Below are 23807 nucleotides of genomic sequence, written 5' to 3' on the forward strand. Positions count from 1 at the left end.
GCGGGTGCGAACCGCTGGGTGCCTTCCGCCGCGCTCATCGGCCTTCTTCCGGCGCCGAGCGCCGGTCGGCGACGCGATGCCCGTCGGCGGTGTCGCCGGTACGCGCCTCGGTGCGGTGGCCACGCGCCAGGTAGTCCCGGACGATCAGCTCGACCGCGTCCTGCGGACTCCTCGTGCCGGCCAGCAGCATGACCTCGATCGCCAGATCACTGTCCAGGCTGATCGTCACCTTCGCCATGGCGTCCCCCCTTGGTCCGGCCCGCACGCGGACAGCCCGCCCCGCGCCGTCCGCGCCCCGGACGGGCGCGGCGAGCCCACCATTGTCACCGGAAGCCGGTCAGCCCGGGAAGCGTGCCGCCTTCACATCGGCGACGAACGCGGCCCAGCTGGCTGCGGGGAAGACGAGTGCGGGGCCCCCGGGGTCCTTGGAGTCGCGCACCGGGACCACACCGGGGAAGCCGTCGGCGACCTCGATGCAGCTGTCGGGGTTCGTACCCCCGCTGTAGGACGACTTACGCCACGAGGCGATGCTCAGGTCTGATGCGGAGTCGGGCATGACGTGTGGTCCTCCAGCATGGTCGCCAACAGTGCGAGGGAGTCAGCGGTCGAGAGTGCGGAGTCCCTCAGCAGATCGTAGGACAGGCGAAGCCGCTCCACGTCCTCGATTTCCTGCACCAGTTGGCCACTCCAACTGCCCTCGATATAGGCGACGGTTCTCCCACTGGGAAGCCACAGAAGCTGCACCGAGCTCATGACCAGGGGATGCGGGCCGATCCCGAACGGCACGATCTGCAAGGAAATGTTGGGCTCCCTGGCGGCCTGGATCAGCCGCGCCAGCTGATCGGCCCACACCTGCCGGTCGGCGACCGGGCGCCGGATCGCCGACTCGTCGAGCAGCCCCCGGTATTGCAGGGCCCCGGAACCGGTGAGCCGGTCCTGCCGGGCTATCCGGGCCTGGACCTGCTGCGCCAGCACCTGCTCACTCGCCGGTCCCTCCATGCGCAGCAGGGCCTCCGCGTACCCGGGCGTCTGCAACAGCCCCGGCACCGTACTCACGCTGAACTCGTGGATGCCGGTGGCCTCGGCCTCGGCCTCGCCGAACCCGGCGAAGCGGCTCGCACCCGCCTCCCGCTTGGCCAGCCGCCATAGATTGTGGAGGAGTTCACCGGTGCCATACGTGCGGTCGAGCACGCGGGCGGCGTCGATCGACCCCAAGCGTCCACCCGTCTCCAGCCGTTGCAGGTAAGAGCCGTCGTATCTGGTCCGCTCGGACAGCTCGGCGAGGGTCCACCCGTTGTGTACCCGTTGCCGTAGTAGCTCGCCACGAAAGGTCGCGCGAGCCGACAGACTCTCATCCCCGTTGCCGATCATGCGAAGTACGCACCCGCTTCCCTTGCCTCGCGTCCGGGCAAGCGCCCGGTCGACCCGGCAGTCGGCCCGGCCACCTGCGTGCGGAGCGTGACCGGCACGGGCAGGCGGCACGGCGATGTGCCGGTTGGAGGGGGCAATGCCCCAGCTCTGTCGATCGTAGGTCGCGGCCAGCAGTCTTACGTACAGAACGTCAGAATCCGATCACGCAGAGGCGGCTTCCTCCGATGGCGACCCCGACCCGTCCCCACCTTCCGGCACAGATCCTGTGGCCCGCCACACCGCGCGGCGTCCACCAGGCCCGCCACTCCCTGGAACGCCGACTCGCCCGGTGGGAGCTCGCCGACCTGGCCCCCGTCGCGGGTCTCGTCCTCACCGAGCTGATGACCAACGCCTACCGGCACGCCACCGCGCCGGGCCGCCGCACCGGCGTGAGCATCCTCCCCGTACCCGGCGGGGTACGGATCGAGGTGCATGATTCCGTACCCCTGGCGGAGGGTGCGCCGACCCTTCGCCCGGCGCCCTCGGACGCCGAGCGGGGCCGCGGACTGGCGCTCGTGGACGCCCTGACCGCCCAGCGGTGGGGCGTCACGCACCGCGACGGCCCCGGCAAGGTGGTCTGGGCCGTCTGCACCGGCCTGCCTGCGTAGTCCGCACGCCTGGACCGGCCGCGGCGCAACGGCCCATGACGCGGTGTCAGCTGGTCACGTCAGGGACGTCGACCACCTTCAGCTGGTTGACGGCGGCGCCCTCCGACCGGCCGGTGAGGTCGGAGGCGAAGGTGCCGGCGTCGCTCAGGCCGTGGTTGTTGATCGGCCCCGCGTTCGTGCCGTTGTTCTGGCTGATGAGCGGAATGGCTCCGAGCTGGTTCCCGATCGGGTCGGCCGACGCGGGGACGGCGGCGGTAAGCGTGGCGGCGGCAACGATGCCCGCGGCAGCCAGGACGGCACTCATGCGCATGGGGGGTTTCCTCTCGGGACGGCGGCCGTCGGTGGCCGCTCGTTCCATGACTTCCACTGCCGCGCGCCCCGTGCCGCCGACGAACGCCCAGCTTCACCCGCGAGAGGGAAGCGGGCCCGGCCGATGCACGTGTCCCGGGGGCCGGGAGGGGCGGAGGCCTACCGAAGGCGCGCGCTGTCGGCCGCGTCCTCGCCGTGCTGCCAGCCGTCGGCGTCCCGGGCCTTCAGCCGGGAGGTCGTCGTGGTGGGGAAGAGGCGGCGGGTGGTGTCCTCGACCGCCAGGGCGCGGGAGGCCAGGGCCGGGAGGAGATCGGGGGGCGGGGCCGCGGATTCCTCCTCCGCCGTCGCCGTGAGCAGGCGGTTGCGGATGCGGGAGGCGTACGCGATCAGGAAGGACTCGCGGAAGTCGCGGGAGCGCGACGTACGGCCGCGGGTCAGTGCGCGGTCGGCCTGGACCAGGAGGGAGGTGTAGAGGAGTTCGACCGCGTCGAGGTCGGGGGCGTGGCCGACGACCGTCGAGAAGCCGAGTTCTGAGGACCAGACGGACTGGCAGCGGTTCGCCGCCGCGACGGCGTCCAGCAGCAGCGCCTTCGCACCCTCGTACGGCCGCTCGACGCCGATGCGGCGGGCTCCCGCGGTGGCCCCGCCCTCGTGCGACGCGGCCAGCAGCGCGGCGTCGATGCTGTGCCGGGCCATCAGGTGCTGGGCCTTGGCCGACAGGGCTTCCGCCTCGTCCGGGTAGCCGGTCGACTCCGCCTTCGCCAGCAGGGCCCGGATCCGGGCGAGCATCTTCGGCGGCGCCGCCTCTTCCGGGGGCGTGCTGGTCAGGGCGGGGATCGCGGGGAGGCGGGCGTACAGGGACAGCAGCTCGACGCAGGCGGCCGCGGCGGAGAAGCGGTCGAGGCGTTCGGCCCTGGCGAAGTCGGCAAGGCCCGGCCCGGGAAGTGCCTCGGCCAGCCGCCGGTGCGCAGGGTCAAGCTCGCGCCCGGCCATCCGCACCAGGTCCTGCGGCTGCCAGCCGCGCCGGGCGCAGTCCCGTACGACGTCCTCAGCGCCGCGCCGGGCCACCGCGTCCCAGTCCGCGGCGGCGGCGAGCACGGACGCGGCGGCGTCCATGTCGTCGGGGCCGCCGCGGACGGCGCGGGCCAGGGCGGCGGCGAAGGTGTCTTCCACCGTCCCATTGTCCCTGGCCGGGACGGGTCACCCCGTCGCGGTGCCGCCGTGGCCGCCGTCCGGCCCGGCCGCGGTGGGGGTGCCCGCCGTGCTGCGGGGTGGCCCGGCACCGCGCGGGCGCGCGGGCGGGCCGTGAACCGGGCGCACCGCCCTCGGGGGTGCCGCCGGGGCTGCCAACCGGCCCTTCAGGGGTGCAGGACGGCGTTGAGTCGGGCGGCCTGGCGGGTGAGGTGGGTGCGCTCGGCGAGGTTGGGGGCCCGGTGGGCCGCCTCCGCGTAGAGGCGCGCCGCCGTCGCGAGGTCGCCGTCGCGCTCGTGGAGGTAGGCCGCCACCGCCGTGTGGCGGGGAAGGGTGTCGTGCAGGGCGGCCAGCGCAGCGAGGCCGGCCCGCGGGCCGTCCGCCTCGCCGACGGCGACCGCCCGGTTGAGGCGGACGACCGGGCTGTCGGTGAGGCGTACCAGCTCGTCGTACCACTCGACGATCTGCACCCAGTCGGTCTCCTCCGCGGTGAGCGCGTCGGCGTGGAGCGCCGCCACGGCGGCCTGGGCCTGGAATTCGCCCAGCCGGTCGCGGGCGAGAGCGGCCTGGAGGATCGCGACGCCCTCGGCGATCATCCGGGTGTCCCACCGGCGGCGGTCCTGCTCGGCGAGCGGTACCAGGCTGCCGTCGGGCGCGATCCTGGTGGTGTGCCGGGCGTGGTGCAGCAGCATCAGGGCGAGCAGGCCCGCCACCTCGGGGTGGTCGATCGCGGCGGCGAGCTGCCGGGTGAGCCGGATGGACTCGGCGGCGAGGTCGACGTCGCCCGAGTAGCCCTCGTTGAAGACCAGATAGAGGACGCGCAGCACGGTGGCGACGTCGCCGGGCTGGTCGAACCGCACCCCTGAGACGGTGCGCTTGGCGCGGCTGATGCGCTGCGCCATGGTCGCCTCGGGTACGAGGTACGCCTCCGCGATCTGGCGGGTGGTCAGCCCGCCGACGGCGCGCAGGGTGAGCGCGACCGCCGACGACGGCGTCAGGGACGGGTGGGCGCACAGGAAGTAGAGCTGGAGCGTGTCGTCGGCGGAGGGCGCGGGGCCCGGCGGCGGCTCCTCCTCGACGCGGTCCTCCCGCCGTCGGCGCGCGGTGTCCGCCCGGGTCGCGTCGAGGAAGCGGCGCCACGCCACCGTGACCAGCCAGCCCTTGGGGTCGCGCGGCATGTCGTCGGGCCAGAGGCGGACGGCCTCGATCAGCGCCTCCTGCACCGCGTCCTCGGCCGCCGCGAAATCGGCTCCGCGGCGGACGAGGACGGCGAGCACGCCCGGCGTGAGGCTGCGCAGCAGGACCTCGTCCATCGCGGGCCCGGGGGCCGCGGCGGACCCCGGGGAAGGGGTCGCCGCGGGCCGCCCGCTCACCGGGGCCATCACTCCGCGGTGGTGTGCGACTCGGTCAGGAACGGGCGCAGCTCGAGCCACTCGTGGATGGGCCTCCCGCCCGCCCCGGGGGCGGCCGACAGCTCCCCGGCCAGCTCGACGGCGCGCTCGTAGGTGTCGACGTCGATCACCATCCAGCCGGCGATGAGGTCCTTGGTCTCGGCGAACGGTCCGTCGGTGACCGGCGGGCGGCCCTCGCCGTCGTAGCGGACGAAGGTCCCCTCGGGGCTGAGCGCCTGGCCGTCGACGTACTCGCCGGTCGTCTCCAGCCGGGCCGCGAAGTCGCGCATGTACTGGATGTGCGCCGAGATCTCGTCCTGCGTCCACCGGTCCATGGGGATGTCGTTGACCGCGGACGGGGCGCCCCGGTAGTGCTTCAGCAGCAGGTACTTCGCCATGGTGTTCTCCTCGGTGCCGGTGCGGCCCATTGTGGCCGCCTTCACCTCTGGGACGGAGCCGGGCACGGCTTCTCGACATGGCCGCCGAACTTTCCCTGAGGAAATTTCCCCGACGGTCAGCCGGCGCGCTCGGCCTGGGCCACCTCGATCGACCCGTGCAGGTCGTGGGCCGCCTCCAGGGCGCAGGCCGCCGACAGGGCGAGGCAGCAGGCGAGGGCCGCCGCGACCGTGCGGGGGGCGCGGGAGGGGTGCGGGCGGAGGAGGGCGGCGACGCGGCGCGGTACGGGCCCCGTCGTCGCCGACAGCGCCGCGAGGGGGCGGCGGCCCGCCGGGCGGGTGGCAAGCGCCGCTCTGCCGATGGCGCGGGCGGCCACCCGGCGGTCGCCCACCGCCGCGGCGGCGGTCTCGTCGGCCCAGCGTTCGAGCGCGTAGGACAGGGGGCCGCGCAGTACCCGCAGCGCCGGGTGGCCCGCGCAGGACAGGGCGAGGGCGGTGAGGAAGAGGTGGTGGCGGCCGGTGAGGTGGGCGCGCTCGTGGGCGAGCAGCACCTCGCGTTCCGCGGGGTCGAGCGCCCTGAGCATGCCCGTGGTGACGACGATCCGCCCGGGCCGCCCGGGGAGGGCGTACGCGTCGGGGCCGTCCTCGTCCAGGACGGTGAGGTCGCCGGCCGCCGTACCTGACGCGGCCACGGCCCGGCGGGCACGGGCGGCCAGCACGATGTGCCGGCGTGCGGCGTGGACCAGCGCGGCGCCGACCGCGGCAAGCAGGACCGCGGCGGCGCAGGCGGCCGGCACCGTCACCTGGTCGCCGACGACGGGCAGCACGAGGTGGCCGAGTGCGGCCACCGGCGGCAGCCGCAGCGCACCGGCCCCGGCGAGCAGCGCGAGCGCGGCCGTGCTGCACGAGGCGAGCGCCACAGCGGAGCCGGCGAGCAGCCAGGCCGCGGTGCGCGGCGGCAGCGCCTCGGCCAGGCGCCTCGCGGCGGGCGCGGCCAGCAGGGGAAGCAGCAGGGGGACCCAGACCGCGTAGTTCACCGGCCCCCACCTCCGCGGTGGGCGCGGCCTGCACCGGCGCCGACCGGGCGCCCGGCGCGAGCGACGCCGGCGGCAGCCGGGCCGGCGGCCCGGGTCGGCCGGGCTGCCGGGGGGAACGTGTCCGCGGGGTTCATGAGTGCGGACCCCCGGGGTGCGGGGGGTCGGCCGGAGGGGTGGGGAAGCCGCCGGCGGGCTCGTCCTGCGGCACCTGCGCCAGCAGCTCCCGCAGCAGGCGTTCGTCGTCCGGGTCCAGCTCGGATACGAAGCGGGCCAGGACCGTGCCGCGCAGGCCTTCGTCCGACTTGTCCAGCTCGGTGCGCATGCGGCGGGCGGCGAGGCCCGGCGGGTCCTGGGCGGGGAGGTAGGCGTAGCCGCGGCCCGCCCGGGTGCGGCTGACGGATCCCTTGTCGTGGAGGCGGGCGAGGATGGTGGTGACCGTGGTGCGTGCGAGGTCGGCACCGAGGGCGGCGACCAGGTCCCGCTGCACGTCGGCGGGGGTGAGCGCCCGGCCGTTCGCCGCCCACAGCGCAGCGAGCACGCTCGCCTCCAGCTCGCCCGAAGGTCGGCGGGCCGACGCACTGGCGTCCGTCATGGATCGCTCCTTCCCGCTCATTCGTCTACAGTTCTGTAGACCGACTACAGAACTGTAGTCGGAAGGGGTGCCGCACCGCGCCCCCGGACCCATTATGGGAGGGCCCCACCGCCATGCCCCTGCCCGCGCTGAACCAGGCCGTGAACGTCCTCGACGCGACGTCGCTGCTGTCCTCCTTCGGAGCCGTCGGCATCGCCGTCGTCATGTTCGCCGAAACCGGGCTGCTCATCGGTTTTTTCCTGCCCGGTGACTCCCTCCTCTTCACCGCGGGCCTGCTCAGCGTGTCCGGTGCGTCCGATGTGGTGCACCTCTCCCTGTGGCAGGTGCTCGTCGCCGCCCTGGCCGGGGCGCTGCTCGGAGCGCAGACCGGATACGCCATCGGGCGGCGCGGCGGGCCCGCCCTGCTGGCGAGGACCAGGAACCGCAAGATCCACCAGGGCACGGAACGCGCCCGCGAGCTGCTGGAACGCTACGGCCACGCCAAGGCCGTCGTCCTGGCCCGCTTCGTCCCCGTGGTCCGCACCGTGCTGAACCCGCTGGCCGGCGCGCTCGGAGTACCCGCGCGCACCTTCACCCTCTGGCAGGTGCTCGGCGGCGCCGTCTGGACCGTCGGCCTCGTCCTCGGCGGCTACGGCCTCGGCTCGTCGATCCCGCACGTCGACACCTACCTGCTGCCGATCGTGGCCGTCATCGTCGTGCTCTCGCTGGCGCCGCTCGCCGTCGAAGTCGTACGCGGCCGCCGCCGCGACTCCGCGGCCGACTCACCGGAGGGCCTGTGACCTCGCAATTCGACGCGGGCCTCTACCGGTGGGTCACCGACCTCGCCCAGCGCACACCGCATCCCCTCGACGACGCCGTCCGCCTCTTCAGCGACTACGGGCTCGGCGTCTTCGCCGCCCTGATGGTCGTGGTGTGGTGGCGCGCCAGGCCCGCGGACGCCGCCCGGATGGCCGCGGCGCTGTGCCTGCCGCTCGTCGTCGTCGCCGTCTTCCTCGTCAACGACGCGGTGAAGTCGGCCTTCGCCGAGCAGCGGCCGTGCAGGACGCTGCACACGGTGACGGTGGAGACCTGCCCGCCGCTCGGTGACTACGCCTTCCCCAGCAACCATTCCGCCATCGCCGCCGCAGCGGCGGTCGCCCTGCTGCTGTCCGCACGGCGGATCGGGCGCTACGCCCTGCCGCTCGCCCTGCTCATGGGGCTGTCACGGGTGTGGATCGGGGTGCACTACCCCCACGACGTGCTGGCCGCGCTGGTGCTGGGCGGCCTGGTGGCCTGGCCGCTGGCCCTCGCCTCGCGGCGGGCGGCACCGGTGGTGGTGCGCCTGCGCGAGACGAGGTGGAAGGCGCTGGTGAGCAGCGGCGCCGGCGGCGGGCCGCAGCCGGCCCAGGACCTCAGTAGCGGTCGAGGATGAGCTGGGTCTTGAGGATGTCGCCGTGGTACAGCCAGCCGTGCGCGTCGGCCACCGAGATCGCGTCGGCGTGCAGCTGCGCGGCGTCGTCGTGGTCGTCGACCTTGAACGACACCTCGACGACGTACTCGGTGCCGGTCCCGCTCGCGGCCTTCACCGGCAGCACCTCGATACTCGCGTCGTCGGACGACTCCCACGCACCCGACCAGACCTGCGAGGTCACCGGCCCCTGGGCGACGGAGGCCTTCAGGGTGTCGGAGCCCCAGTTCTTGCTGTTCCAGTCCTCCAGCTTGCCGGGGATCTCGCCGACCACCCACGACCTGCCCGTACCGGCGGACGGCATCGAGGTGCCGGAGTAGCCGCTGCCGCTGTGGCTCTTGTCGTTGCTGAAGCTCAGCGTCTGCTTGGAGTAGCCCCAGTCCACCTCGGCCCCGTAGTTGGTGTCGCTGCTGTCGAAGCCCTCGTCGTTCGCCTGGTCGAGTGCCGCGTCGATGTCGCCGCCGGTGATCGGGTAGCGCTTCTTGTAGGTCTCCTCGAAGTCCGAGCCCGACTTGTGACGCAGCCGGACGTCCCAGCCCTGGGCGTTCAGGCCCAGCGCGGCGGTGTCGAAGTACTCGTAGGAGCGCGCCTTGGCGGAGCCACTGATGCCGAAGGCCGCCTTGACCGCCGCGAGCGGGGCGTGCGAGGCGTCCAGCGCGGACGTGGTCAGATCGATCTTCACCTCGTAGGTCGGCTTGGCGTTCGAGTCGGCGAAGGCCGGAGTCGTGGAGCCGAAGACGGCGAGTGAGACGGTGAAGGAGACGGCGAGGCCGGCCGCGGCGGCGGTGCGCGCGCGACGGGCCGGAGAAGAAGTGGCCATGCCAAAACGGTTCCGCCGGCGGGTGAGCGGGGGGTGGCCGGGGCGCGTTCCCCGCGTGAACGTCGGGGGTGCTCAGGGTGCCCTCTCCCGTACCGGGCCCCGCCGGAGGGCGTACGGCCGCCGCACCCGGCGCTCACACCAGGGCGGCGCGGATCGCGGCCAGGCGGTGCAGCGCCGCACCCCCGCGGGCGGCCAGCGTGTGCGCCTCCGCCCGGTAGTGGTCCGTGATGAGCGCATCGACGTCCGCCGACGTCAAAGAGGGGTGCAGGCGCCCGGTGAGCCGCCCCATGTCCCGGTAGGAGCCCTGGAGCTGGAAGGGCTCACCGCCTTCCACAGCGGAGGCGATGTAGGCGGCGTTGACGGCGAGCAGCACCCGCCGTACGTGCAGCGCGTGCCGCAGCACCGCGGTGATCGAGGCCAGTTCGTCCCCCTGGTAGGGGTGGGTGAGCGCGTCCGCGCGGGCGGTCGGGTCGGCGGCGGCGAGCCGGAGCAGCAGCTCCAGCTCCGACCGCTCGCGCCCGGCGAGCGGCGCGAGCACCGGATTGGCGGTGAGCGCGTTCTCCACGTAGCTGAGCGCGAAGACGTCCTCGCGGCCGGTCAGGACATCGCCGAGATTCCAGACATCGGCCCGGTTGGCGAGCATGTCGGGCACCCGGAAGAGCCGGCCCGACTCGGTGTAGGGGTTGCCCGACATGCAGACGGCGAACCGCTTCCCGCGCAGCGAGTAGGTGCCGCCCGCGCCCTCGATGCGTCGCTGCGCGTCGCACAACGGGATGAATTTCTGGAGGAGTTCGGGCGAGGTGTGCTGGATGTCGTCCAGGTGGAGCAGGACGTTGGAGCCGAGGTCCAGCGCGAACCCGAGCTTCTCGACCTCGCGGCGTGCGGTGGCGTCGGGCGCCCGGCCCGGGTCGAGCGAGGTCGTGCCGGTGCCGAGCGCCGGTCCCGAGACGGTGACCAGGGCGAGGCCGAGGCGGGCGGCGACGTATTCGACCAGGGTCGTCTTGCCGTATCCGGGTGGCGACAGCAGCATCAGCAGGCCGCCCGCGGTGCCGAACTGCTTGGCGAGGCTGTCGCCGACGAGCGGCAGGTAGACCTCGTCGATCAGCCGGTTGCGGACGAAGCCGGTGAGCGGGCGCGGGCAGTAGGCGGCCAGCCCGAGCCGGTCGCGCTCGGCGGCGACCACGGAGGTGCGGTGGCGCTGGTAGGCGCGGTAGGCGGGCACCTCCTCCGTACGGAACCGCCGCACCCGGGTGAGGAGTTCGTCGAGCCGCAGGGACAACCGCCCCCGCACCACCCGCGGGTGGGCGCCGAGCAGGCCGTCCACCGTGGCCTCGGCGGGGCCGCCGGCCGCGTACCGTACGGCGTCCGGTCCGCACACCAGCGCGGTGGCCGTCTCCAGCTGGTCACCGTGCTCCCCGGCGAACGGCCCGAGCCAGCCGAGGGCGAGCTGCCAGCGGGCGGCCAGGTCGCCGCCGAGCGCGTCGAGTTCGCCGGCCACCTCCTTGTACGGCACCCCGTCGGTGCCGCCGAGCGCCGCGGCGAACCGCCGCCCGATGTCGTCCGCGGCCTGCCCCGCGACGAACCCGGGCCGCTCGTCGGCGAGTTCCGCCACCAGGTACTCGCCGACGAGCCCGCGGTCGACGTCCATCCCCTCGAGCCCGGCGGCCCCGATGAAGTCCCCCGCTGCCACCCCGATCTCCTCCCCGAGGGCGCCCAACGCCGCCCGCCCTCCCGGCACTCCACCGCTGGCCGGGGCCGCGCCAGGGGCCGTGGCGGCGAAGGCGGCGGCGCGGGTCAGGGAGCGCGCCCTGGTCGTCCAGGACGCGCGGGCCGCCGGAGCGGTGCCGTGCGCCCAGAAGAGCTGCGCGGCCGCCCTGACCGCCGGCGGATACCGCAGCAGCCCGGCGCCGGGCGCGATCGAGGCGAGCGCGGTGAGCAGCAGCGCGGCGTCGTGGTCGTGCACACCCCGCTGGTAGCCCTCGTCGACCCGCAGCTCCGCGGCCTGCCGCACGAGGGCGGCCGGGTCGGCGAGGCTCCACAGGGAGCCGGGCACCAGGGCCGCCCCTGAGGCGCGGTCACCGGATGCGCCGGTGGCCGCGGTCCCCGGCAGCGCGGCCGCGGCGGTATCGGGGACGGGCAGCGCGTCGAGCAGGAGGGTCGCCGCCAGGTACTCCGAGCGGTAGAGCCCCGGGGTCTCCGACACCAGGGGGCGGGTCCAGAAGGCGCGGGTCGCGGCGAAGGCCGGATCGGCCACCGGCGCGAGGTAGTCCGTGCCGGTGATGGTGAAGGCGAGTCCGTCGCCCTGCGGTACGAGAGCCAGGTCGAAGGGCTGGGTGTTGACGGCGAAGCGGTGCCGGCCCAGCCGGATCGCGGCGCCGCCGTCCTCGTAGAGGTCCTGGCGGTCGCGCAGGGCGCGGGCGGTGTCCTGCCGGGCGGCGGCCAGCGCCGCGGCCGCTTCCGCCGCGCGGGCCGGGTCGCCCAGGGTGTGCAACTCGGCGGCGATACGGCGGTGTTCCGCGGCCATCGGGTCGGCGGCGAAGTAGGTGCTGACGTCGTCGGCGGACGACAGCTCCGCGGCCCTGCGGCGGACGACGTCGAGGATGCGGTCCGCCGAGGCGGCCAACCTGCCCGCGCGCCGGGCGCGTTCGTCGGCGAGCGCCTGCTTGCGGGCGGTCAGTGTCTGCTGGATCTCGTCGCGGCGCTCGGCCAGCGCGGCAAGGCGCTCGCCGTCGGCGGCGAAGCGGGTGGTCAGGTTCTCCACCTGGACGAGCAGCCGGCCCAGGTGCAGGTCGCACGCCTCCGGGGTGTCCGCGGCGGCCAGCGCCCCGCTGACGCTCTGCGCCAGCAGGGCGCTCTCGGCGGCGAATTCGGCGGCGGACTCGGCGCCGAGCAGTTCGCGACGGCGCGCGTCGAGCAGGGCACGGGCCCGGTTGACCGCGCCGAGCACGTCCGCGGCCGAGGCCAGGATGCGGGTGCGTACAGTCGCGTCGGCGATCTCCAGGGTGGCGGCGGTCTCGGTGACGGTGCCGAGGCCCGCGGCCAGGTCGTCGAGGTCCGCGGTGACCGCGTCGCCGCCCGCGGCGGTCTCCAGCGCGGCGGCGGCCGCGGCGAGCTCCGCGGCCCGCTCGCGGAAGCCGTCGAAGGCGTGCTCGTCGGCGAAGCAGCCGGCGGCCCTGGCGGCGGCGTCCGCCAGGTCGCCGGCCAGGGCGTCACCGAGGGTGTCGAGCCGGTCGAGGTCGGCGTAGCGCATCTCGCGCAGGGTGGCCAGCCGGCCCTGCGCCCCGCGCAGTTCTGTGAGCCGGGTGACCCACTCCGCCGCGCCCGCCGCCGCCTCGCCGCGGACCCGGCGGACGAGGGCGGCGACGCGGGCCGCGGTCTCGTCCACGGCCCGCGTGGCGCGGGCGGTGGCCTCGCGCACCCGGGCGTATTCGGTGAGCACGTCGCGGGCGGTGTCGCGGACCCGGGTGAGCGGCGCGGCCAGGCCGCCGGTCTCGGTGAGCCAGTGGTGGCGGTCGAGCACCCGGTCGCAGGAGGCGGCCAGCGCCTCGTAGACGGCGGCGCCGGGTGCGGTCTCCAGGGCGGCGCGTGCCACCGACAGCGCGTCGGAGACGGCCCGCACCAGGTCGGCGTTGCCGATCCTGGCCAGCGGCCCGTCCCCCGCGGCCCGGCTCGCGGCCCAGGTGTCGGAGACGAAGGGGGTCCGCCAGCGCTGGAGGGTGTGCACCCTGGCCGGTTCCCCGCCGTCGGCCGGGCGCAGCGTGAGCAGCGTGCCGTCGTCGTAGAGCGCGCAGCCCTGGACGGTCAGCGGGGCCGCGACCTCCTTGCGGATCAGGTTGTACGGCAGCAGCAGCCTGCGGCCCTCGGCGTGGAAGACGTAGAGCACGTCCTCGCCGTTGGCGGACCGGACGAGGCGTTCGAAGTCCAGCCGCACACCGCCGGTCCCGAGGTCGAAGGTGCGGGTGCCGCCGGTGGCCAGCGCGTAGCCGCCGGGAAAGATCACGCCCTGCTCGTCGGGCAGCCGCAGGCACGCCTGGCCGATGGCGTCGAGCCGTTCGACCTGCTCGGTGCGGGTGTTGACGGCGAAGTAGCGGTCGGCGTCCTCGTGGTAGGGGCGGACGCGGAGCAGCAGCAGCGGTTCCACCGAGGCGTGTTCGACCTCGGCGTCGGCGAGCGACTGGAGGGCGTCGTCGACCGGCTCCTCGTGGACGGTGCCGCCGACGGTGATCGTCAGGGTGCCGCCGGTGGGGTCGACGGTGACGCCGCCGAGCGCCAGATGCGGGCGGCGCCCGGGGACGTGGGCCTCGCGTCCCGCGGGCGCCCACTGCACGGCGTAGGCGCCGCCGTCCGCCTCCGCGGTGTCCCGGGCGGTGCCCTGGTAGACGTGGCCGCCGTCGGCCTCGACGCGCCAGCCGAGCGCCTTGACGTCGGCGGCCGAGGGCCCGGTGCGGAAGACCGCGAGCAGCCGCCCTTCAAGCGCCCGCAGCCGCAGCAGCCGGGTCTGCCGGTAGTAGCGGTGGAGCTCCCGGAAGTCCCGCACGAATTGCGGGTCGTCCAGCAGGCCCGGCACCGGCTCGTCGCCGTCTCGCAGCCGGAAGACGTCGCCGACGTCGGCGACGCGGGCCGGGTTCGCCGCGAAGAGCAGCCGCCCGGCGGCGGGTGCGACGTCCGCGGGCAGCGAGGGCCGCTCGGTGCCCAGCCGCTCGGTGCCCGCGAGCCGCAGCTCGCCGCCGCCGAAGACCTCCTGCCTGGCGGTGTTCAGCTCCTCGGCGCGCTCGGCCAGCTCCCGGGCCGCGCCGGCGAGCCGGTCCCGCAGCACGTCGTAGGCATCGGCGTCGAGCCGGTCCCCGCCCTGCCCCTCCGGGTCGTTCATCGTGTGCCGCCCGCTCACTTCTTGGCGTGGCCGTTGGCCGGTGCGGCGGCCAGCGGGGCTTTCCGGTCCTGGATCTGCCCGAGCAGCGCGGCCAGTACGGTCGCCGCGTTGCCGTTGCCGCCGGCGCCGCCGTTGCCCGCGGCCAGGGCGCTGAGCACCTTGGTGGCGTCCTCGGTGAAGCGCCCCGACCCGTCCAGCCAGTCGGCGCCCAGCGCCTGGACGGTCTGCGAGCTGCCGACGAAGGAGTCCACGCTGCGGCCCGCCGCGACCGCGCCGAGCAGCCGGTCGAAGAAGACGGTGTCGCCGCCGACGATCTGGATGTCGGCCTTCTCGAGACCGGTGGCGAGCACGGTCGCCTGCGCCTCGGCGATCTGCCGCTGCGTCTCCAGTCCCGCGAGGCGTACGTCCTTCTCGGCCGCCAGCCGCAGCCGGTACTCCTCGTGGCCGCGCGAGGCGTCGTCCAGTGCCGCCATCGCCGCCGCCTTCTCGGTCAGGCCCGCCGCCTCCGCCTTGAGCCGGCCGCCGATCAGCGCGGACTCGGCGGCGGCCTGCGCGGTGGTGCCCTCGGCCTGCGCGAGCGCCTTGGCCCTGACGCCCTCCGCCTCGGCCCTGAGCCTGGCGGTGGTCGCTTCGGCCTCCGCCAGGCCGACCTTGCTGATCGCCTCGGCGCTGCGCTCGTGCACCTCGACCTCGGCCAGCCCGGCCGCGGCCGCCTCGGCCCGCACGCCCTCGGCCAGCCGGATCTTGGCCGCCGCGTCCAGCTCGGAGGCGGCCTTGCGCGCCTCGGCCATGGTCAGCGCCTCGCGGGCCTTGTGCTGCGCCGCCTGCTCGGCCGCCTCGGCCGCCTTGATGTCCTTGACCAGCTGTTCCTGCGCCTGCGCCTCCGCGGTGATGATGAGTGCCTGCCGCTCCCGCTCGGCCTCCTGCACCATTCGCAGGGCCTTGATGGACTCCTCCTGCTCGGCGACCGTGCGGTCCACCGCGATGCGCTCGCGTACGACGTCGGCGACCTCCCGGCGCTCGCCCTCGACCTCCTTCTCCTTGGAGATCCTGGCCAGCTCCGTCTCCCGCTCCCTGGCGATGACTTCGAGCACCCGGTCCTTCTCGATGCGCTCGTTCTCCACCGCGATGACCCGCTCGCGGTTCTTCTGGGCCACCGCGATCTCCCGCGCCTGGTTCTCGCGCTGCACCCCGAGGTGCTCCTCGGTGCGCAGGAACGCGCCCTGGGCGCCGAGCCGCTCCTCCTCCTGGACCCGGGCGGTCACCGCCTCCTCCTTGGCCCGCAGCGTCTCGACCTCGCGGCGCTGCTTGATCTCGGCCTCGGCCTGCCGGCGTTCGAGTTCCAGGATGGTCTCCCGGGCGTCGACGTTCTGCCGGGTGATCTCCTTCTGCTCGGTGCGCTGGAACTCGTTGGTCCGCACATGCTCGATCGCGGTCAGCTCGGTGATCTTCCTGATGCCCTGCGCGTCGAGGATGTTGGCCGGGTCCAGCTGGGTGAGCGGGGTCTGTTCCAGGAAGTCGATCGCGCAGTCCTCCAGGTGGTAGCCGTTGAGGTCGGTACCGATGACCTGGATGATCTGGTCGCGGAAGTGCTCGCGGTGGGTGTAGAGGTCGACGAAGTCCAGCTGCTTGCCCACGGTCTTGAGCGCTTCGGAGAACTTGGCGCTGAACAGCGCCTGAAGCGTGGCCTGGTGGCTGGCCCGCTCGGTGCCGATCGCCTGCGCGACCTTCACCACGTCCTCCTTGGTCTTGTTGACACGGACGAAGAAGGTGAGGTGGATGTCCGCTCGGATGTTGTCCTGACAGATCAGACCCTCGCGCCCGGTCCGCTGGATCTCGATGGTCTTGACCGAGATGTCCATCAGCTCGGCGTTGTGCAGCACCGGCAGGACGACGGACCCGGTGAAGGTGACGTCCACCTGCCGGGTGCGGGAGATGATCAGCGCCTGGCCCTGCTCGACCTTCCGGAAGAGCCGGCTGACGGTGAAGAGCACTCCGAGTGCGATGAGCGCGAGAACGGCGACGAGCACACCGATCCCGATGGCAGTGGCATCCATGGCGGATCCTCAGGTGGTGAAGGTGTCGAAAGGTGCGACCCAGAAGAACTCGCCGTCCGGGTCGTAGGCATAGAGCAGCGCGGAGCTGCCGGAGGTGAAGGTGTCCTCGCCGGTCTGCCGCACCTGCACCACCGCGCTCGAACCGTCCGGCGCGGCGACCTCGGCCTGTCCGAATCCGGCGGTGACGCGGCCGGTGCGGATCACGCACAGCCGGCCGACGAAGTCCTCCCGGGAGGGCGGCCTGACGTCGGGGAAGAGGCGGCGCAGCGGGCGGACCAGCAGCCAGGTCCCGGACCAGGCGCCGACCAGCGCGGCGCCTGCCACGGCGAGCTGCAGCAGCAGGCGCAGCGGCCCGGCAGGCGCGCCCGCGCCGCGGAGGGCGGCGGAACCGGCGAGGGTCAGGAACCAGGACAGGGCGATGAGCAGCGAGAGGACCACGGTGACGGGCACGCCGCCGAGTCCTGCGGCGGCCAGTGCCCCGGCGCCCGCGCCGTGGCGGTCGGCGGACAGCGGGTCATGGCGCCCCCCGAGAACGCCATGACCGCTGCCTCCCCCCACTCCCCCGTTCCCCCCGTGTCCCCCGGTGGCGCCGTGGTGCCACGGACCGTGGGCGTCGGCGCCGCCGACGAGCACGATGGTCCAGAAGGCCACCACGGACACCAGTCCCCCGGTGAACACCACGGTCGGAAAGCCCAGGACGACATCGGTGAACTGCCCCATTCCCCGTTCGCCTCCCCCTGCCGGCTCTTCGACCGCCGCAGTGATCGTGGCAGTACGGGGGCAGGCCGGGCATTGCCGTTTCCCGGCAGAGTTCACGGGCCGATCGCGTCCGGTTCGTGCCGGAACCGAAACGCCGTCGGCCGCCGTCCGCGTGCTGACGCGGAGGGCGGCCGATGGCTGCGGGGCGTGGATGTCGCCGGGCACCTCCCCGGCGGGTGCCGGGGACGGGGCTCGGGTCAGGCCTGGGCGAGGCCCGCCTCGATCTCCAGCGCGATCTTGATCTTGTCGCTGACCGCGGCACCGGCGGCGCCGCCGGTGACACCGAAGTCACCCCTGCTGATCTCGGTGGCGGCCGAGAAGCCGGCCACGGCGTTGCCGTCGAAGCCCTTGCCGAAGCCGTTCAGCTCCAGGGTGAGGACGACGGTCTTGGTCACGCCGTGCAGTGTGAGCTCGCCCTCGACCGCGAAGAGCTCGGAGGTCTGCGGGCGGATCGCGGTCGAGACGAAGGTCATCTCGGGGAAGTTCTCGACGTCGAGGAAGTCCGCGCTGCGGACGTGGCCGTCGCGGGTCTCGTTGTTGGTGCTCACCGACGCGGTCTTTATCACCGCGTTCACGGAGGAGTCGAGCGGGTCCTCACCGGTGACGATGGTGCCCTCGAAGGTCGCGAAGTGGCCGCGGACCTTGGAGACGCCGAGGTGACGAACGTAGAAGGACACGTCGGAGTGCACGGTGTCGATCGTCCACGTACCGGCGACATAGCCGTCGATCACTGCGGTCTGCGAGCTCATGGCGGATACTCCTTGGACGGAACCATCAATGGTTGGTGGTGATTGAAAGCTCAGTCACCATATCCCGCTGGTGTTGAGAGTTCAACCAGCAGTACACTGAACAAATGGACGATGTGCGCTGGCTGAGCGAGGACGAGCAGGAGATCTGGCGTGCCTACCTTTCCGCCAGTGTCGCGTTCGCCGCGCACATAGACCGGCAGATGCGGCAGGACTCCGGCATGCCCATGGCGTACTACGAGATCCTGGTCCGCCTCTCGGAGGCACCGCACCGGCGCCTCCGGATGAGTGAACTCGCCGACGCCTCGCTCTCTTCCCGCAGCCGCCTCTCGCACGCGGTCACCGCGCTCGAGCGCAACGGCTGGGTCGAGCGCCGCCCCGCGGACTGCGACCGGCGGGGCTGGGTCTGCGCGCTCACCGACGAGGGATACGCGGCCCTGGCCGCGGCCGCCCCCGGGCACGTCACGACCGTGCGCGAGCACGTCTTCGACGTCCTCACACCCGAGCAGCTGGCCACCCTGCGGGAGATCGGGCTGGCGATCAGCGCGGGCCTGCGCACGCAGTGCGAGGCCGCACGGGCGGAGGACGACAGCGCCGAGGCCGGCGCCACGGGAGCCGAGGCCTGCTGACCGGGCCCGCCCACCGCCCCGGTCAGGGTGCGGCGGGCCAGTTCAGCAGGCGGGCGCCGAGGGCGGCGGTCTCCAGGGTGTAGCGCTGGAGCGGATCGTCCGGGTCGAAGCCGGTGAGCGTCGCGATGCGTTCCAGCCGGTAGGACAGGGCCCGCACGCTCAGGTCGAGCCGGCGCGCGGCCTCCGCGTTGACATAGCCGGCGGCGGCGTACGCCGAGATCGTCTCCAGCAGCGGCCCAGGGCCGCCGCGCGCCGTCGCCAGCGGCCCCAGCACCGACTGGACCAGGTCGGACATCGCCGCCCTGTCGCGCATCAGCACAGGGAAGACCAGCAGGTCCGCCGCGCTGAGCACCTGCCCTTGGAGGGCGAGCCGCTCCGCGAGGTCGAGCGCGCTGAGCGCCTCCTCGTAGGAGCGCACCACGCCCACCGCGCCGCTGTGCGGGCGGCTGACCGCGACCCGGGCGCCGTCGGCCGCGGAAGCCAGCTTCACCAGGGCGTCGAGCACCGGCCGCTGCCCGATCGGGACGACGCACACCAGCCGCCCGTCCTTCGGGGCGATCAGCGCGTCGTGGTCGCCGAACCGGCCGGCCAGCTCGCGCTCGACCCGGCGCAGCAGCGGATGCTCCTCGCCGTAGACCTCCCCCGGCGGTGGCGCCGCGACCGCGACGATGTGGCGGTCGGCGAGCCGCAGCCCGAACCCCTCGGCCTGCTCGGCGATCCGGCCCGGGTCGCTGCGGCCGTAGAGCAGGTCGTCGACGAAGGCGCGGCGGGCCGCGTCGGCCCGGCGGATCGCGTGCCGCTGGGCACGGGCGTGGCCCTCGGCGAGCGCGCCGATCCCCGCTTCGAGGGCGGCCAGCACGGCGCCGCCGACCTTGCGCAGCTCCGCGCTGTCGTGGGCGCCGGCCACCCCGGGCAGCGCGGGCCAGGCCCTGCGGGCCGCGGCCAGATGGGAGGCGGTCAGCTCGCGCAGGCCGACACCGGCGTCGGCGGCCTGCTCACCGAGCGTCCTGCGGCTCTCGCGCTCCGCTCGGGTCAGGGCCCGGCAGCTGCGGGAGACGTCTGCCAGCGTCTCGCCGAACCCGGCGAGGAATTCCTTCGGCACCGCGGTCCCGGCCGCCGTCGTGCCCGTGCTCGTCCCGGCCCCCGCCGTCACCACTGCCCCCACCCCTGCCTGTCCGGCTTCCGTATCCCGGACGCCGAGAACCTACCAACGCTGCCGGATCCCGGAAGAAGCGGCCTCCCCCGCGACACCACGGGCCCCGGACGTGTCCGTCCGGGGCCCGTGGTCACGAGAGGGGCGCGCGCTACTTCGCGGTGGGAGCGGCCTGTGCGGTCGGGGCGGCCTCGTTGGCGGTCACCACGTCACTGGGGGTGATGGCCTCAGGCGCCGGGGTCGGCGTGGACGCCGGGGCGGCACTGGCCGTGGCACCCGGGTCGTCGCTCTTCATCGCCTTGGCCTCGGACTTCAGGATGCGCATCGACTTGCCGAGACCGCGGGCGGCCTCGGGGAGCTTCTTGGAACCGAACAGCACGATGACGACGATCGCCACCACGATCAGGTGCCACGGCTCCAGCCCGTTTCGCAACATGGGATCCTCGCTTCACTCAGGGGGCGACTGCTTCGTACGTCTTGCGCCTCGACTTCGCATTGTCACCCGAAAGCCGCCGCTGGCGGCACCCGGGTACTCAAAGCATGCGCAAAAAGCGCGTGAACGGGAAGACCCCCCAGCTCTGGCGCCGTCCGGCGCGATGTGTCAGCCGCTGGTCGCGGGCGCCTTCGCCGTGTCGGAACCGGCCTTCTTGCCGTCCCCTGAACCGGCCTCCGCACCGGGCTTGGTGAACGGCTCGGGCTTGGTGAGCGAGGCCAGCACGGGCTTCCAGTCCTTGCTGGTGACCATCGCGGTCATCTGGGCGACGTCCAGCGGCGGGTTCTTCCGCGTGATGGGGGCGTCCTTCTCGGCGCTGGAATTCCACTGGCTCAGCTCGACCATGGCGCCGTCCGCTGTGATGAACGTCGCCGTCCAGTCCTTGGTCTCGGCGCGGTGGTCCGGGTACTCGTAGCCCTTGACGATCTGCAGGGTGCCGCCGTGCACATGGGTGACGGAGCACCAGGTGCCCGGGTTCCGGGCGGGCGGCGGGCAGTCCTCGATGGCCTGGCCCTGGCTCTGCAGGGCGACGGTGACCTCGGCGGGGCCCTTCCCCTCGTCGAAGACGGCGGTCGCGGACGCGAAGGAGGGGTCGAAGTCTCCCGGGCCGCGGCCTTCGAGGTTCTTGACCTTTCCCGGCGGCAGCAGCCTGGCGAAGATCGCGGCGACCTGCTTGCCGGTCACCGTGGGCGATTTCGCCGGCTTGGCGGCGGGCCTGGCCTGCCCCGGCGCGGGCTTGGGCTGCTCGGGGGCCGCGGCCACACCGCTGCTGTGGCTGCCGTTCTGGGCGAGCCCGCCCGCCAGCACCCCGCCGACCGCGACCGCGGCGAGGGCGGCGGCGCCCGCCACGACGGTGACCGTACGCCGGCGGCGCATCCGGCGGCCTGCGAGGTGGCCCGCGTCGACCAGCTCGTGCGGGTCGTCGGGGCGGAAGGTGTCTGCGGTGCGGCGCAGCGCGTCGCCGAACTCGTCTTCGAATTCCACGGGCATGGGTGTCCTCACGGTGGTGTCGCAGGTGGGTGTTCGAGGTGTGCGGGAGGTTCCGCGGGGGGGGTCAGTGGGCGATGAGGTCGGCCAGCTCGCCGCCGAGTTCGTCCCGCAGCCGCCCCAGGGCGCGTACGCAGCGGGTGCGGATCGCGCCGGGTGTCGCGTCCATGGCCGCCGCCGTCTCCTCGATGCTGCGGTCCTCCCAGTACCGCAGGACGAGGACCGCCCTGTCCTTGGGGGCCAGCCGGTCGAGTGCTTCGAGCAGGGTGATGCGTAACGTGGCGTCGCCGCCGGCGCCCGCGGGGCGGTCGGGAGGTTCCGCGATGGGGCGCTCGGTGCTGCTGCGGCGCCGCTGGTGCGTCAGGAAGGCCCGTACCAGGACGGTCTGGGCGTACGCGGCGGGATTCCCGAGCTTGGCCGTGCGGTTCCACACCAGGTACATCCGCCCCAGGGTCTCCTGGACCAGGTCCTCGGCCAGGTGCGTGTCGCCGCTGGTGAGCAGGCAGGCCGAGCGGTACAGCGGACCCGTGCGTATTCGGGCGAACTCCAGATAGGCCTGGATCTGTGCTTTTCGCACGCTCGCGGCTCCCTTCCCGTCGGCCTCCCTCTTCAAGACGCGCCGGGGGTGCGCTCGCGTTACAGACGACGTCGGCCGCCCTCGGGGGAATCCGGCGGGCGGGTCGGCGGGGCGGGGGTCAGCCCCTCTGCTCGGGCGTCAGGCCCGGGGTGCCGCGCAGCAGCGAGGCGGTGGCGGCGAGCAGGCCCATGGCCGTCGCCGTCGCGAAAACGATCAGCAGGCCGTGGTGGAAGGGCGCGGAGATCAGGTCAGGGAAGAACTCCTTCCCGGTCAGCACCGCCCGGTTGTGCGCGGGCAGCGTGTCGAGCACCCCGCTCGGCCCGAGCAGCGTCTGCACCGGGTTGATGCCGAGGAAGGCGGAGAAGACCGTCGAGACCGGGGGCAGGGACGCCGCGTGCCGGGCGGTCGCGGCCGGCACCCCCTGCGCCTGGAGGCCCGCGGACAGCGCGGCGGGCAGCCGGTCGGCCAGGCCGATGATCAGCAGCGAGAAGAAGACGCCGATCGACAGCGACATCCCGCTGTTCTGGAAGGTGGAGCGCATGCCCGAGGCGGCTCCCCTGTGGGTGACCGGGACACTGCTCATGATCGCCGAGGTGTTCGGCGCCGAGAACATCCCCGAGCCCATCCCGTTGGCCATGATCAGCAGCGCGAAGGCCCAGTAGGGGAAGGTGATCGGCAGCAGGAGCAGGCCGACGAAGCTGGCAGAGAACAGCAGCAGGCCGCCTGTGGTGAAGAAGCGCACTCCGTGGCGGTCGGACAGCCAGCCGCACAGCGGGCCCGCGACGAGGAACCCGGCCGTCAGCGGCAGCAGGAAGATGCCCGCCCACAGCGGCGCGTCGGCATAGTCGTAGCCGTGCAGCGGCAGCCAGATGCCCTGCAGCCAGATGATCAGCATGAACTGCAGCCCGCCGCGCGCGACGGAGGCCAGCAGCGAGGCGGCGTTCCCGGCCGCGAAGGCCCGGTTGCGGAAGAGCGCCAGGTGGAACATCGGCTGCTCCACCCGGGACTCGATCACGCAGAAGACGGCCAGCAGCACCGAGCCGCCGATCAGCCCTGCCAGCACCTTGGGGCTGGTCCAGCCCATGGTGTGGTCCGCGTAGGGCTGGATGCCGTAGGTGATGGACACCAGCAGCGCCCCGAGCCCGAGGGCGAAGGTGAGGTTGCCCCACCAGTCGATGCGGGACTTCTGCCGGGCCGAGGTCTCGCGCAGCGAGCGGTAGGCCCAGATCGTGCCGAGGATGCCGACCGGCAGGTTGACCCAGAAGACCGCCCGCCAGTCCCACGCGGACAGCAGGCCGCCCAGCACCAGGCCGATGAACTGCCCGCTCAGCGCGGAGATCTGGTTGATGCCGAGCGCCATGCCGCGCTGGTGCGCGGGGAAGGCGTCGGTGATGATCGCGGCGGAGTTCGCCATCAGCATGGAGCCGCCGAGCGCCTGCACCACCCGCCAGCCGATCAGCCACAGCGCGCCGGAGCCGCCGAGGAAGGGGTCGAAGGACAGCGCGACCGAGGCGAGGGTGAAGACGACGAAGCCGAGGTTGTACATCCGCACCCGGCCCACGATGTCGCCGAGCCTCCCGAGGGTGACCACCAGCACCGCGGTGACCAGCAGATACCCCATGATCATCCACAGCAGGTAGCTGATGTTGCCGGGGGCGAAGGGGTCCAGGTGGATGCCGCGGAAGATCGCCGGCATGGAGATGATCACGATGGACGAGTCCACCGTGGCCATGAACATGCCCAGGCTGGTGTTCGAGAGCGCCACCCACTTGTAGCGGTCGGGACGATCGGGCGCCGAGGCGCCGCCGTCCGCGGAGAGGCGTACGTCCACGGGCTCAGACACGTCGGGTGATCCTCTCCAGCAGCGGGAGGGCGGCCGCCAGGGTGGCCTGCTCCCCGGGCGTCAGCTCCTCGGCGATGGCCCGGGTCAGCCGCCTGGCCTTCTCCCGCCGGGCGCCGCGCAGCCCCTCCTGCCCGGCCGCCGACAGCGACACCACGATGCGCCTGCCGTCGGCCGGGTCCTGCTCGCGGGCGACCAGGCCGCGCTCGTGCAGCACATTGACGATCGTGCACATGCTCTGCGGGCGTATCCCCTCGCCCGCGGCCAGCTCGGAGGATGTCGCGGGGCCCTCCCGGTCCAGCCTGACCAGCACCGAGGTCTGCGAGAGGGTCAGCTCGTCGTCCGGCCGGAACCGGCGCAGCCGGCGGACCAGCGGCCCCAGGGCCGCGCGCAGGTCGGCCGCGATACGGGCGGGGCCCTGCTCCTCGGGTGGTCCGTCCGCCGGCGTGGGGTACGAGTCCGTGCTGCTGGCCGCCATAACCATCAGTATAAACTG

General features: G+C 73.7%; 24 protein-coding genes. 4 read left to right on the top strand and 20 right to left on the bottom strand.

The window, feature by feature from the left end; genetic code table 11:
• Positions 1 to 34 precede the first annotated feature (34 nt).
• From ACGFMP_RS26445 to ACGFMP_RS26455, 3 genes are all read right to left on the bottom strand, one after another.
• On the bottom strand, positions 35 to 238 hold the full coding sequence (locus ACGFMP_RS26445) for a hypothetical protein (RefSeq protein WP_393675485.1): 204 nt from the start codon (positions 236 to 238) through the stop codon (positions 35 to 37).
• A 99-nt stretch (positions 239 to 337) separates the two neighbouring features.
• Positions 338 to 556, bottom strand: coding sequence for a DUF397 domain-containing protein (locus ACGFMP_RS26450; RefSeq protein ID WP_393675486.1), 219 nt, complete (start codon positions 554 to 556; stop codon positions 338 to 340).
• Complete coding sequence (locus ACGFMP_RS26455; protein ID WP_393675487.1) at positions 532 to 1371, bottom strand: helix-turn-helix domain-containing protein; 840 nt, start codon at positions 1369 to 1371, stop codon at positions 532 to 534. The genes ACGFMP_RS26450 and ACGFMP_RS26455 overlap by 25 nt, the downstream gene beginning before the upstream one ends.
• 224 nt (positions 1372 to 1595) lie before the next feature.
• Between ACGFMP_RS26455 and ACGFMP_RS26460 the strand changes: the two genes are divergently transcribed.
• Positions 1596 to 2018 (top strand): ATP-binding protein, encoded by a 423-nt coding sequence (locus ACGFMP_RS26460; protein ID WP_393675488.1) that lies wholly within the window; start codon positions 1596 to 1598, stop codon positions 2016 to 2018.
• Between the two features lie 46 nt (positions 2019 to 2064).
• On the opposite strand, the gene ACGFMP_RS26465 is transcribed toward ACGFMP_RS26460, so the two are convergent.
• The 6 genes from ACGFMP_RS26465 to ACGFMP_RS26490 all read right to left on the bottom strand — a co-directional run bounded on the left by ACGFMP_RS26465 (position 2065) and on the right by ACGFMP_RS26490 (position 6933).
• Positions 2065 to 2328 carry a hypothetical protein gene (locus ACGFMP_RS26465; RefSeq protein WP_393675489.1) on the bottom strand — a complete coding sequence of 88 codons (264 nt, stop codon included), beginning with the start codon at positions 2326 to 2328 and terminating at the stop codon, positions 2065 to 2067.
• Positions 2329 to 2486: 158 nt separating this feature from the next.
• Positions 2487 to 3500 carry a DUF2786 domain-containing protein gene (locus ACGFMP_RS26470; protein ID WP_393675490.1) on the bottom strand — a complete coding sequence of 338 codons (1014 nt, stop codon included), beginning with the start codon at positions 3498 to 3500 and terminating at the stop codon, positions 2487 to 2489.
• Positions 3501 to 3685: 185 nt separating this feature from the next.
• On the bottom strand, positions 3686 to 4831 hold the full coding sequence (locus tag ACGFMP_RS26475) for an RNA polymerase sigma factor (RefSeq protein WP_393675598.1): 1146 nt from the start codon (positions 4829 to 4831) through the stop codon (positions 3686 to 3688).
• 68 nt (positions 4832 to 4899) lie between these two features.
• A complete protein-coding gene (locus ACGFMP_RS26480) occupies positions 4900 to 5307 on the bottom strand; it encodes a YciI family protein (protein ID WP_393675599.1) in 408 nt (135 codons plus the stop codon).
• A 116-nt stretch (positions 5308 to 5423) separates the two neighbouring features.
• The gene (locus ACGFMP_RS26485) at positions 5424 to 6341 is read right to left on the bottom strand and encodes a M56 family metallopeptidase (protein WP_393675491.1); all 918 of its coding nucleotides are present in this window, start codon (positions 6339 to 6341) and stop codon (positions 5424 to 5426) included.
• Positions 6342 to 6471: 130 nt separating this feature from the next.
• A complete protein-coding gene (locus ACGFMP_RS26490) occupies positions 6472 to 6933 on the bottom strand; it encodes a BlaI/MecI/CopY family transcriptional regulator (protein ID WP_393675492.1) in 462 nt (153 codons plus the stop codon).
• A 113-nt stretch (positions 6934 to 7046) separates the two neighbouring features.
• Here ACGFMP_RS26490 and ACGFMP_RS26495 point away from each other — a divergent pair, with 113 nt between their 5' ends.
• Both ACGFMP_RS26495 and ACGFMP_RS26500 read left to right on the top strand, forming a co-directional pair.
• On the top strand, positions 7047 to 7712 hold the full coding sequence (locus tag ACGFMP_RS26495; RefSeq protein ID WP_393675493.1) for a DedA family protein: 666 nt from the start codon (positions 7047 to 7049) through the stop codon (positions 7710 to 7712).
• On the top strand, positions 7709 to 8344 hold the full coding sequence (locus ACGFMP_RS26500; protein ID WP_393675494.1) for a phosphatase PAP2 family protein: 636 nt from the start codon (positions 7709 to 7711) through the stop codon (positions 8342 to 8344). The genes ACGFMP_RS26495 and ACGFMP_RS26500 overlap by 4 nt, the downstream gene beginning before the upstream one ends.
• Here ACGFMP_RS26500 and ACGFMP_RS26505 read toward each other — a convergent pair.
• From ACGFMP_RS26505 to ACGFMP_RS26525, 5 genes are all read right to left on the bottom strand, one after another.
• Entirely contained in the window at positions 8325 to 9200 is an 876-nt protein-coding gene (locus ACGFMP_RS26505) for a hypothetical protein (protein WP_393675495.1), read from the bottom strand. The genes ACGFMP_RS26500 and ACGFMP_RS26505 overlap by 20 nt on opposite strands.
• 133 nt (positions 9201 to 9333) lie before the next feature.
• Positions 9334 to 14070 carry a DNA repair ATPase gene (locus tag ACGFMP_RS26510; protein ID WP_393675496.1) on the bottom strand — a complete coding sequence of 1579 codons (4737 nt, stop codon included), beginning with the start codon at positions 14068 to 14070 and terminating at the stop codon, positions 9334 to 9336.
• 14 nt (positions 14071 to 14084) lie between these two features.
• Entirely contained in the window at positions 14085 to 16127 is a 2043-nt protein-coding gene (locus ACGFMP_RS26515; protein ID WP_393675497.1) for an SPFH domain-containing protein, read from the bottom strand.
• Between the two features lie 9 nt (positions 16128 to 16136).
• Positions 16137 to 16847, bottom strand: coding sequence for a hypothetical protein (locus ACGFMP_RS26520; RefSeq protein ID WP_393675498.1), 711 nt, complete (start codon positions 16845 to 16847; stop codon positions 16137 to 16139).
• A 236-nt stretch (positions 16848 to 17083) separates the two neighbouring features.
• Positions 17084 to 17635, bottom strand: coding sequence for a YceI family protein (locus tag ACGFMP_RS26525; protein WP_393675499.1), 552 nt, complete (start codon positions 17633 to 17635; stop codon positions 17084 to 17086).
• Between the two features lie 104 nt (positions 17636 to 17739).
• Here ACGFMP_RS26525 and ACGFMP_RS26530 point away from each other — a divergent pair, with 104 nt between their 5' ends.
• Complete coding sequence (locus ACGFMP_RS26530) at positions 17740 to 18261, top strand: MarR family winged helix-turn-helix transcriptional regulator (protein WP_393675500.1); 522 nt, start codon at positions 17740 to 17742, stop codon at positions 18259 to 18261.
• 22 nt (positions 18262 to 18283) lie between these two features.
• Here the strand turns inward: ACGFMP_RS26530 and ACGFMP_RS26535 are convergent, their stop codons facing one another.
• From ACGFMP_RS26535 to ACGFMP_RS26560, 6 genes are all read right to left on the bottom strand, one after another.
• Positions 18284 to 19414, bottom strand: a complete 1131-nt coding sequence (locus tag ACGFMP_RS26535) for a PucR family transcriptional regulator (protein WP_393675600.1) — start codon at positions 19412 to 19414, stop codon at positions 18284 to 18286.
• Between the two features lie 151 nt (positions 19415 to 19565).
• Complete coding sequence (gene tatA / locus ACGFMP_RS26540; RefSeq protein ID WP_393675501.1) at positions 19566 to 19850, bottom strand: Sec-independent protein translocase subunit TatA; 285 nt, start codon at positions 19848 to 19850, stop codon at positions 19566 to 19568.
• Positions 19851 to 20015: 165 nt separating this feature from the next.
• Complete coding sequence (locus tag ACGFMP_RS26545) at positions 20016 to 20891, bottom strand: hypothetical protein (RefSeq protein ID WP_393675502.1); 876 nt, start codon at positions 20889 to 20891, stop codon at positions 20016 to 20018.
• 70 nt (positions 20892 to 20961) lie between these two features.
• Positions 20962 to 21471 carry a SigE family RNA polymerase sigma factor gene (locus ACGFMP_RS26550; RefSeq protein WP_393675503.1) on the bottom strand — a complete coding sequence of 170 codons (510 nt, stop codon included), beginning with the start codon at positions 21469 to 21471 and terminating at the stop codon, positions 20962 to 20964.
• A gap of 118 nt (positions 21472 to 21589) precedes the next feature.
• The gene (locus ACGFMP_RS26555) at positions 21590 to 23314 is read right to left on the bottom strand and encodes an MFS transporter (RefSeq protein WP_393675504.1); all 1725 of its coding nucleotides are present in this window, start codon (positions 23312 to 23314) and stop codon (positions 21590 to 21592) included.
• Positions 23307 to 23789 carry a MarR family winged helix-turn-helix transcriptional regulator gene (locus ACGFMP_RS26560; RefSeq protein ID WP_393675505.1) on the bottom strand — a complete coding sequence of 161 codons (483 nt, stop codon included), beginning with the start codon at positions 23787 to 23789 and terminating at the stop codon, positions 23307 to 23309. The genes ACGFMP_RS26555 and ACGFMP_RS26560 overlap by 8 nt, the downstream gene beginning before the upstream one ends.
• Between the last annotated feature and the right edge of the window lie 18 nt (positions 23790 to 23807).

This window comes from Streptomyces sp. NPDC049040, from assembly GCF_043197715.1.
GTDB lineage: Bacteria > Actinomycetota > Actinomycetes > Streptomycetales > Streptomycetaceae > Actinacidiphila.

Excerpts from the sequence above, each read along its gene's own strand:
- ACGFMP_RS26445 (WP_393675485.1), bottom strand. The coding sequence starts at position 238 with ATGGCGAAGGTGACGATCAGCCTGGACAGTGATCTGGCGATCGAGGTC.
- ACGFMP_RS26450 (WP_393675486.1), bottom strand. The coding sequence starts at position 556 with ATGCCCGACTCCGCATCAGACCTGAGCATCGCCTCGTGGCGTAAGTCG.
- ACGFMP_RS26455 (WP_393675487.1), bottom strand. The coding sequence starts at position 1,371 with ATGATCGGCAACGGGGATGAGAGTCTGTCGGCTCGCGCGACCTTTCGT.
- ACGFMP_RS26460 (WP_393675488.1), top strand. The coding sequence starts at position 1,596 with ATGGCGACCCCGACCCGTCCCCACCTTCCGGCACAGATCCTGTGGCCC.
- ACGFMP_RS26465 (WP_393675489.1), bottom strand. The coding sequence starts at position 2,328 with ATGCGCATGAGTGCCGTCCTGGCTGCCGCGGGCATCGTTGCCGCCGCC.
- ACGFMP_RS26475 (WP_393675598.1), bottom strand. The coding sequence starts at position 4,831 with ATGGACGAGGTCCTGCTGCGCAGCCTCACGCCGGGCGTGCTCGCCGTC.
- ACGFMP_RS26480 (WP_393675599.1), bottom strand. The coding sequence starts at position 5,307 with ATGGCGAAGTACCTGCTGCTGAAGCACTACCGGGGCGCCCCGTCCGCG.
- ACGFMP_RS26490 (WP_393675492.1), bottom strand. The coding sequence starts at position 6,933 with ATGACGGACGCCAGTGCGTCGGCCCGCCGACCTTCGGGCGAGCTGGAG.
- ACGFMP_RS26495 (WP_393675493.1), top strand. The coding sequence starts at position 7,047 with ATGCCCCTGCCCGCGCTGAACCAGGCCGTGAACGTCCTCGACGCGACG.
- ACGFMP_RS26505 (WP_393675495.1), bottom strand. The coding sequence starts at position 9,200 with ATGGCCACTTCTTCTCCGGCCCGTCGCGCGCGCACCGCCGCCGCGGCC.
- ACGFMP_RS26510 (WP_393675496.1), bottom strand. The coding sequence starts at position 14,070 with ATGAACGACCCGGAGGGGCAGGGCGGGGACCGGCTCGACGCCGATGCC.
- ACGFMP_RS26515 (WP_393675497.1), bottom strand. The coding sequence starts at position 16,127 with ATGGATGCCACTGCCATCGGGATCGGTGTGCTCGTCGCCGTTCTCGCG.
- ACGFMP_RS26520 (WP_393675498.1), bottom strand. The coding sequence starts at position 16,847 with ATGGGGCAGTTCACCGATGTCGTCCTGGGCTTTCCGACCGTGGTGTTC.
- ACGFMP_RS26525 (WP_393675499.1), bottom strand. The coding sequence starts at position 17,635 with ATGAGCTCGCAGACCGCAGTGATCGACGGCTATGTCGCCGGTACGTGG.
- ACGFMP_RS26530 (WP_393675500.1), top strand. The coding sequence starts at position 17,740 with ATGGACGATGTGCGCTGGCTGAGCGAGGACGAGCAGGAGATCTGGCGT.
- tatA (WP_393675501.1), bottom strand. The coding sequence starts at position 19,850 with ATGTTGCGAAACGGGCTGGAGCCGTGGCACCTGATCGTGGTGGCGATC.
- ACGFMP_RS26560 (WP_393675505.1), bottom strand. The coding sequence starts at position 23,789 with ATGGCGGCCAGCAGCACGGACTCGTACCCCACGCCGGCGGACGGACCA.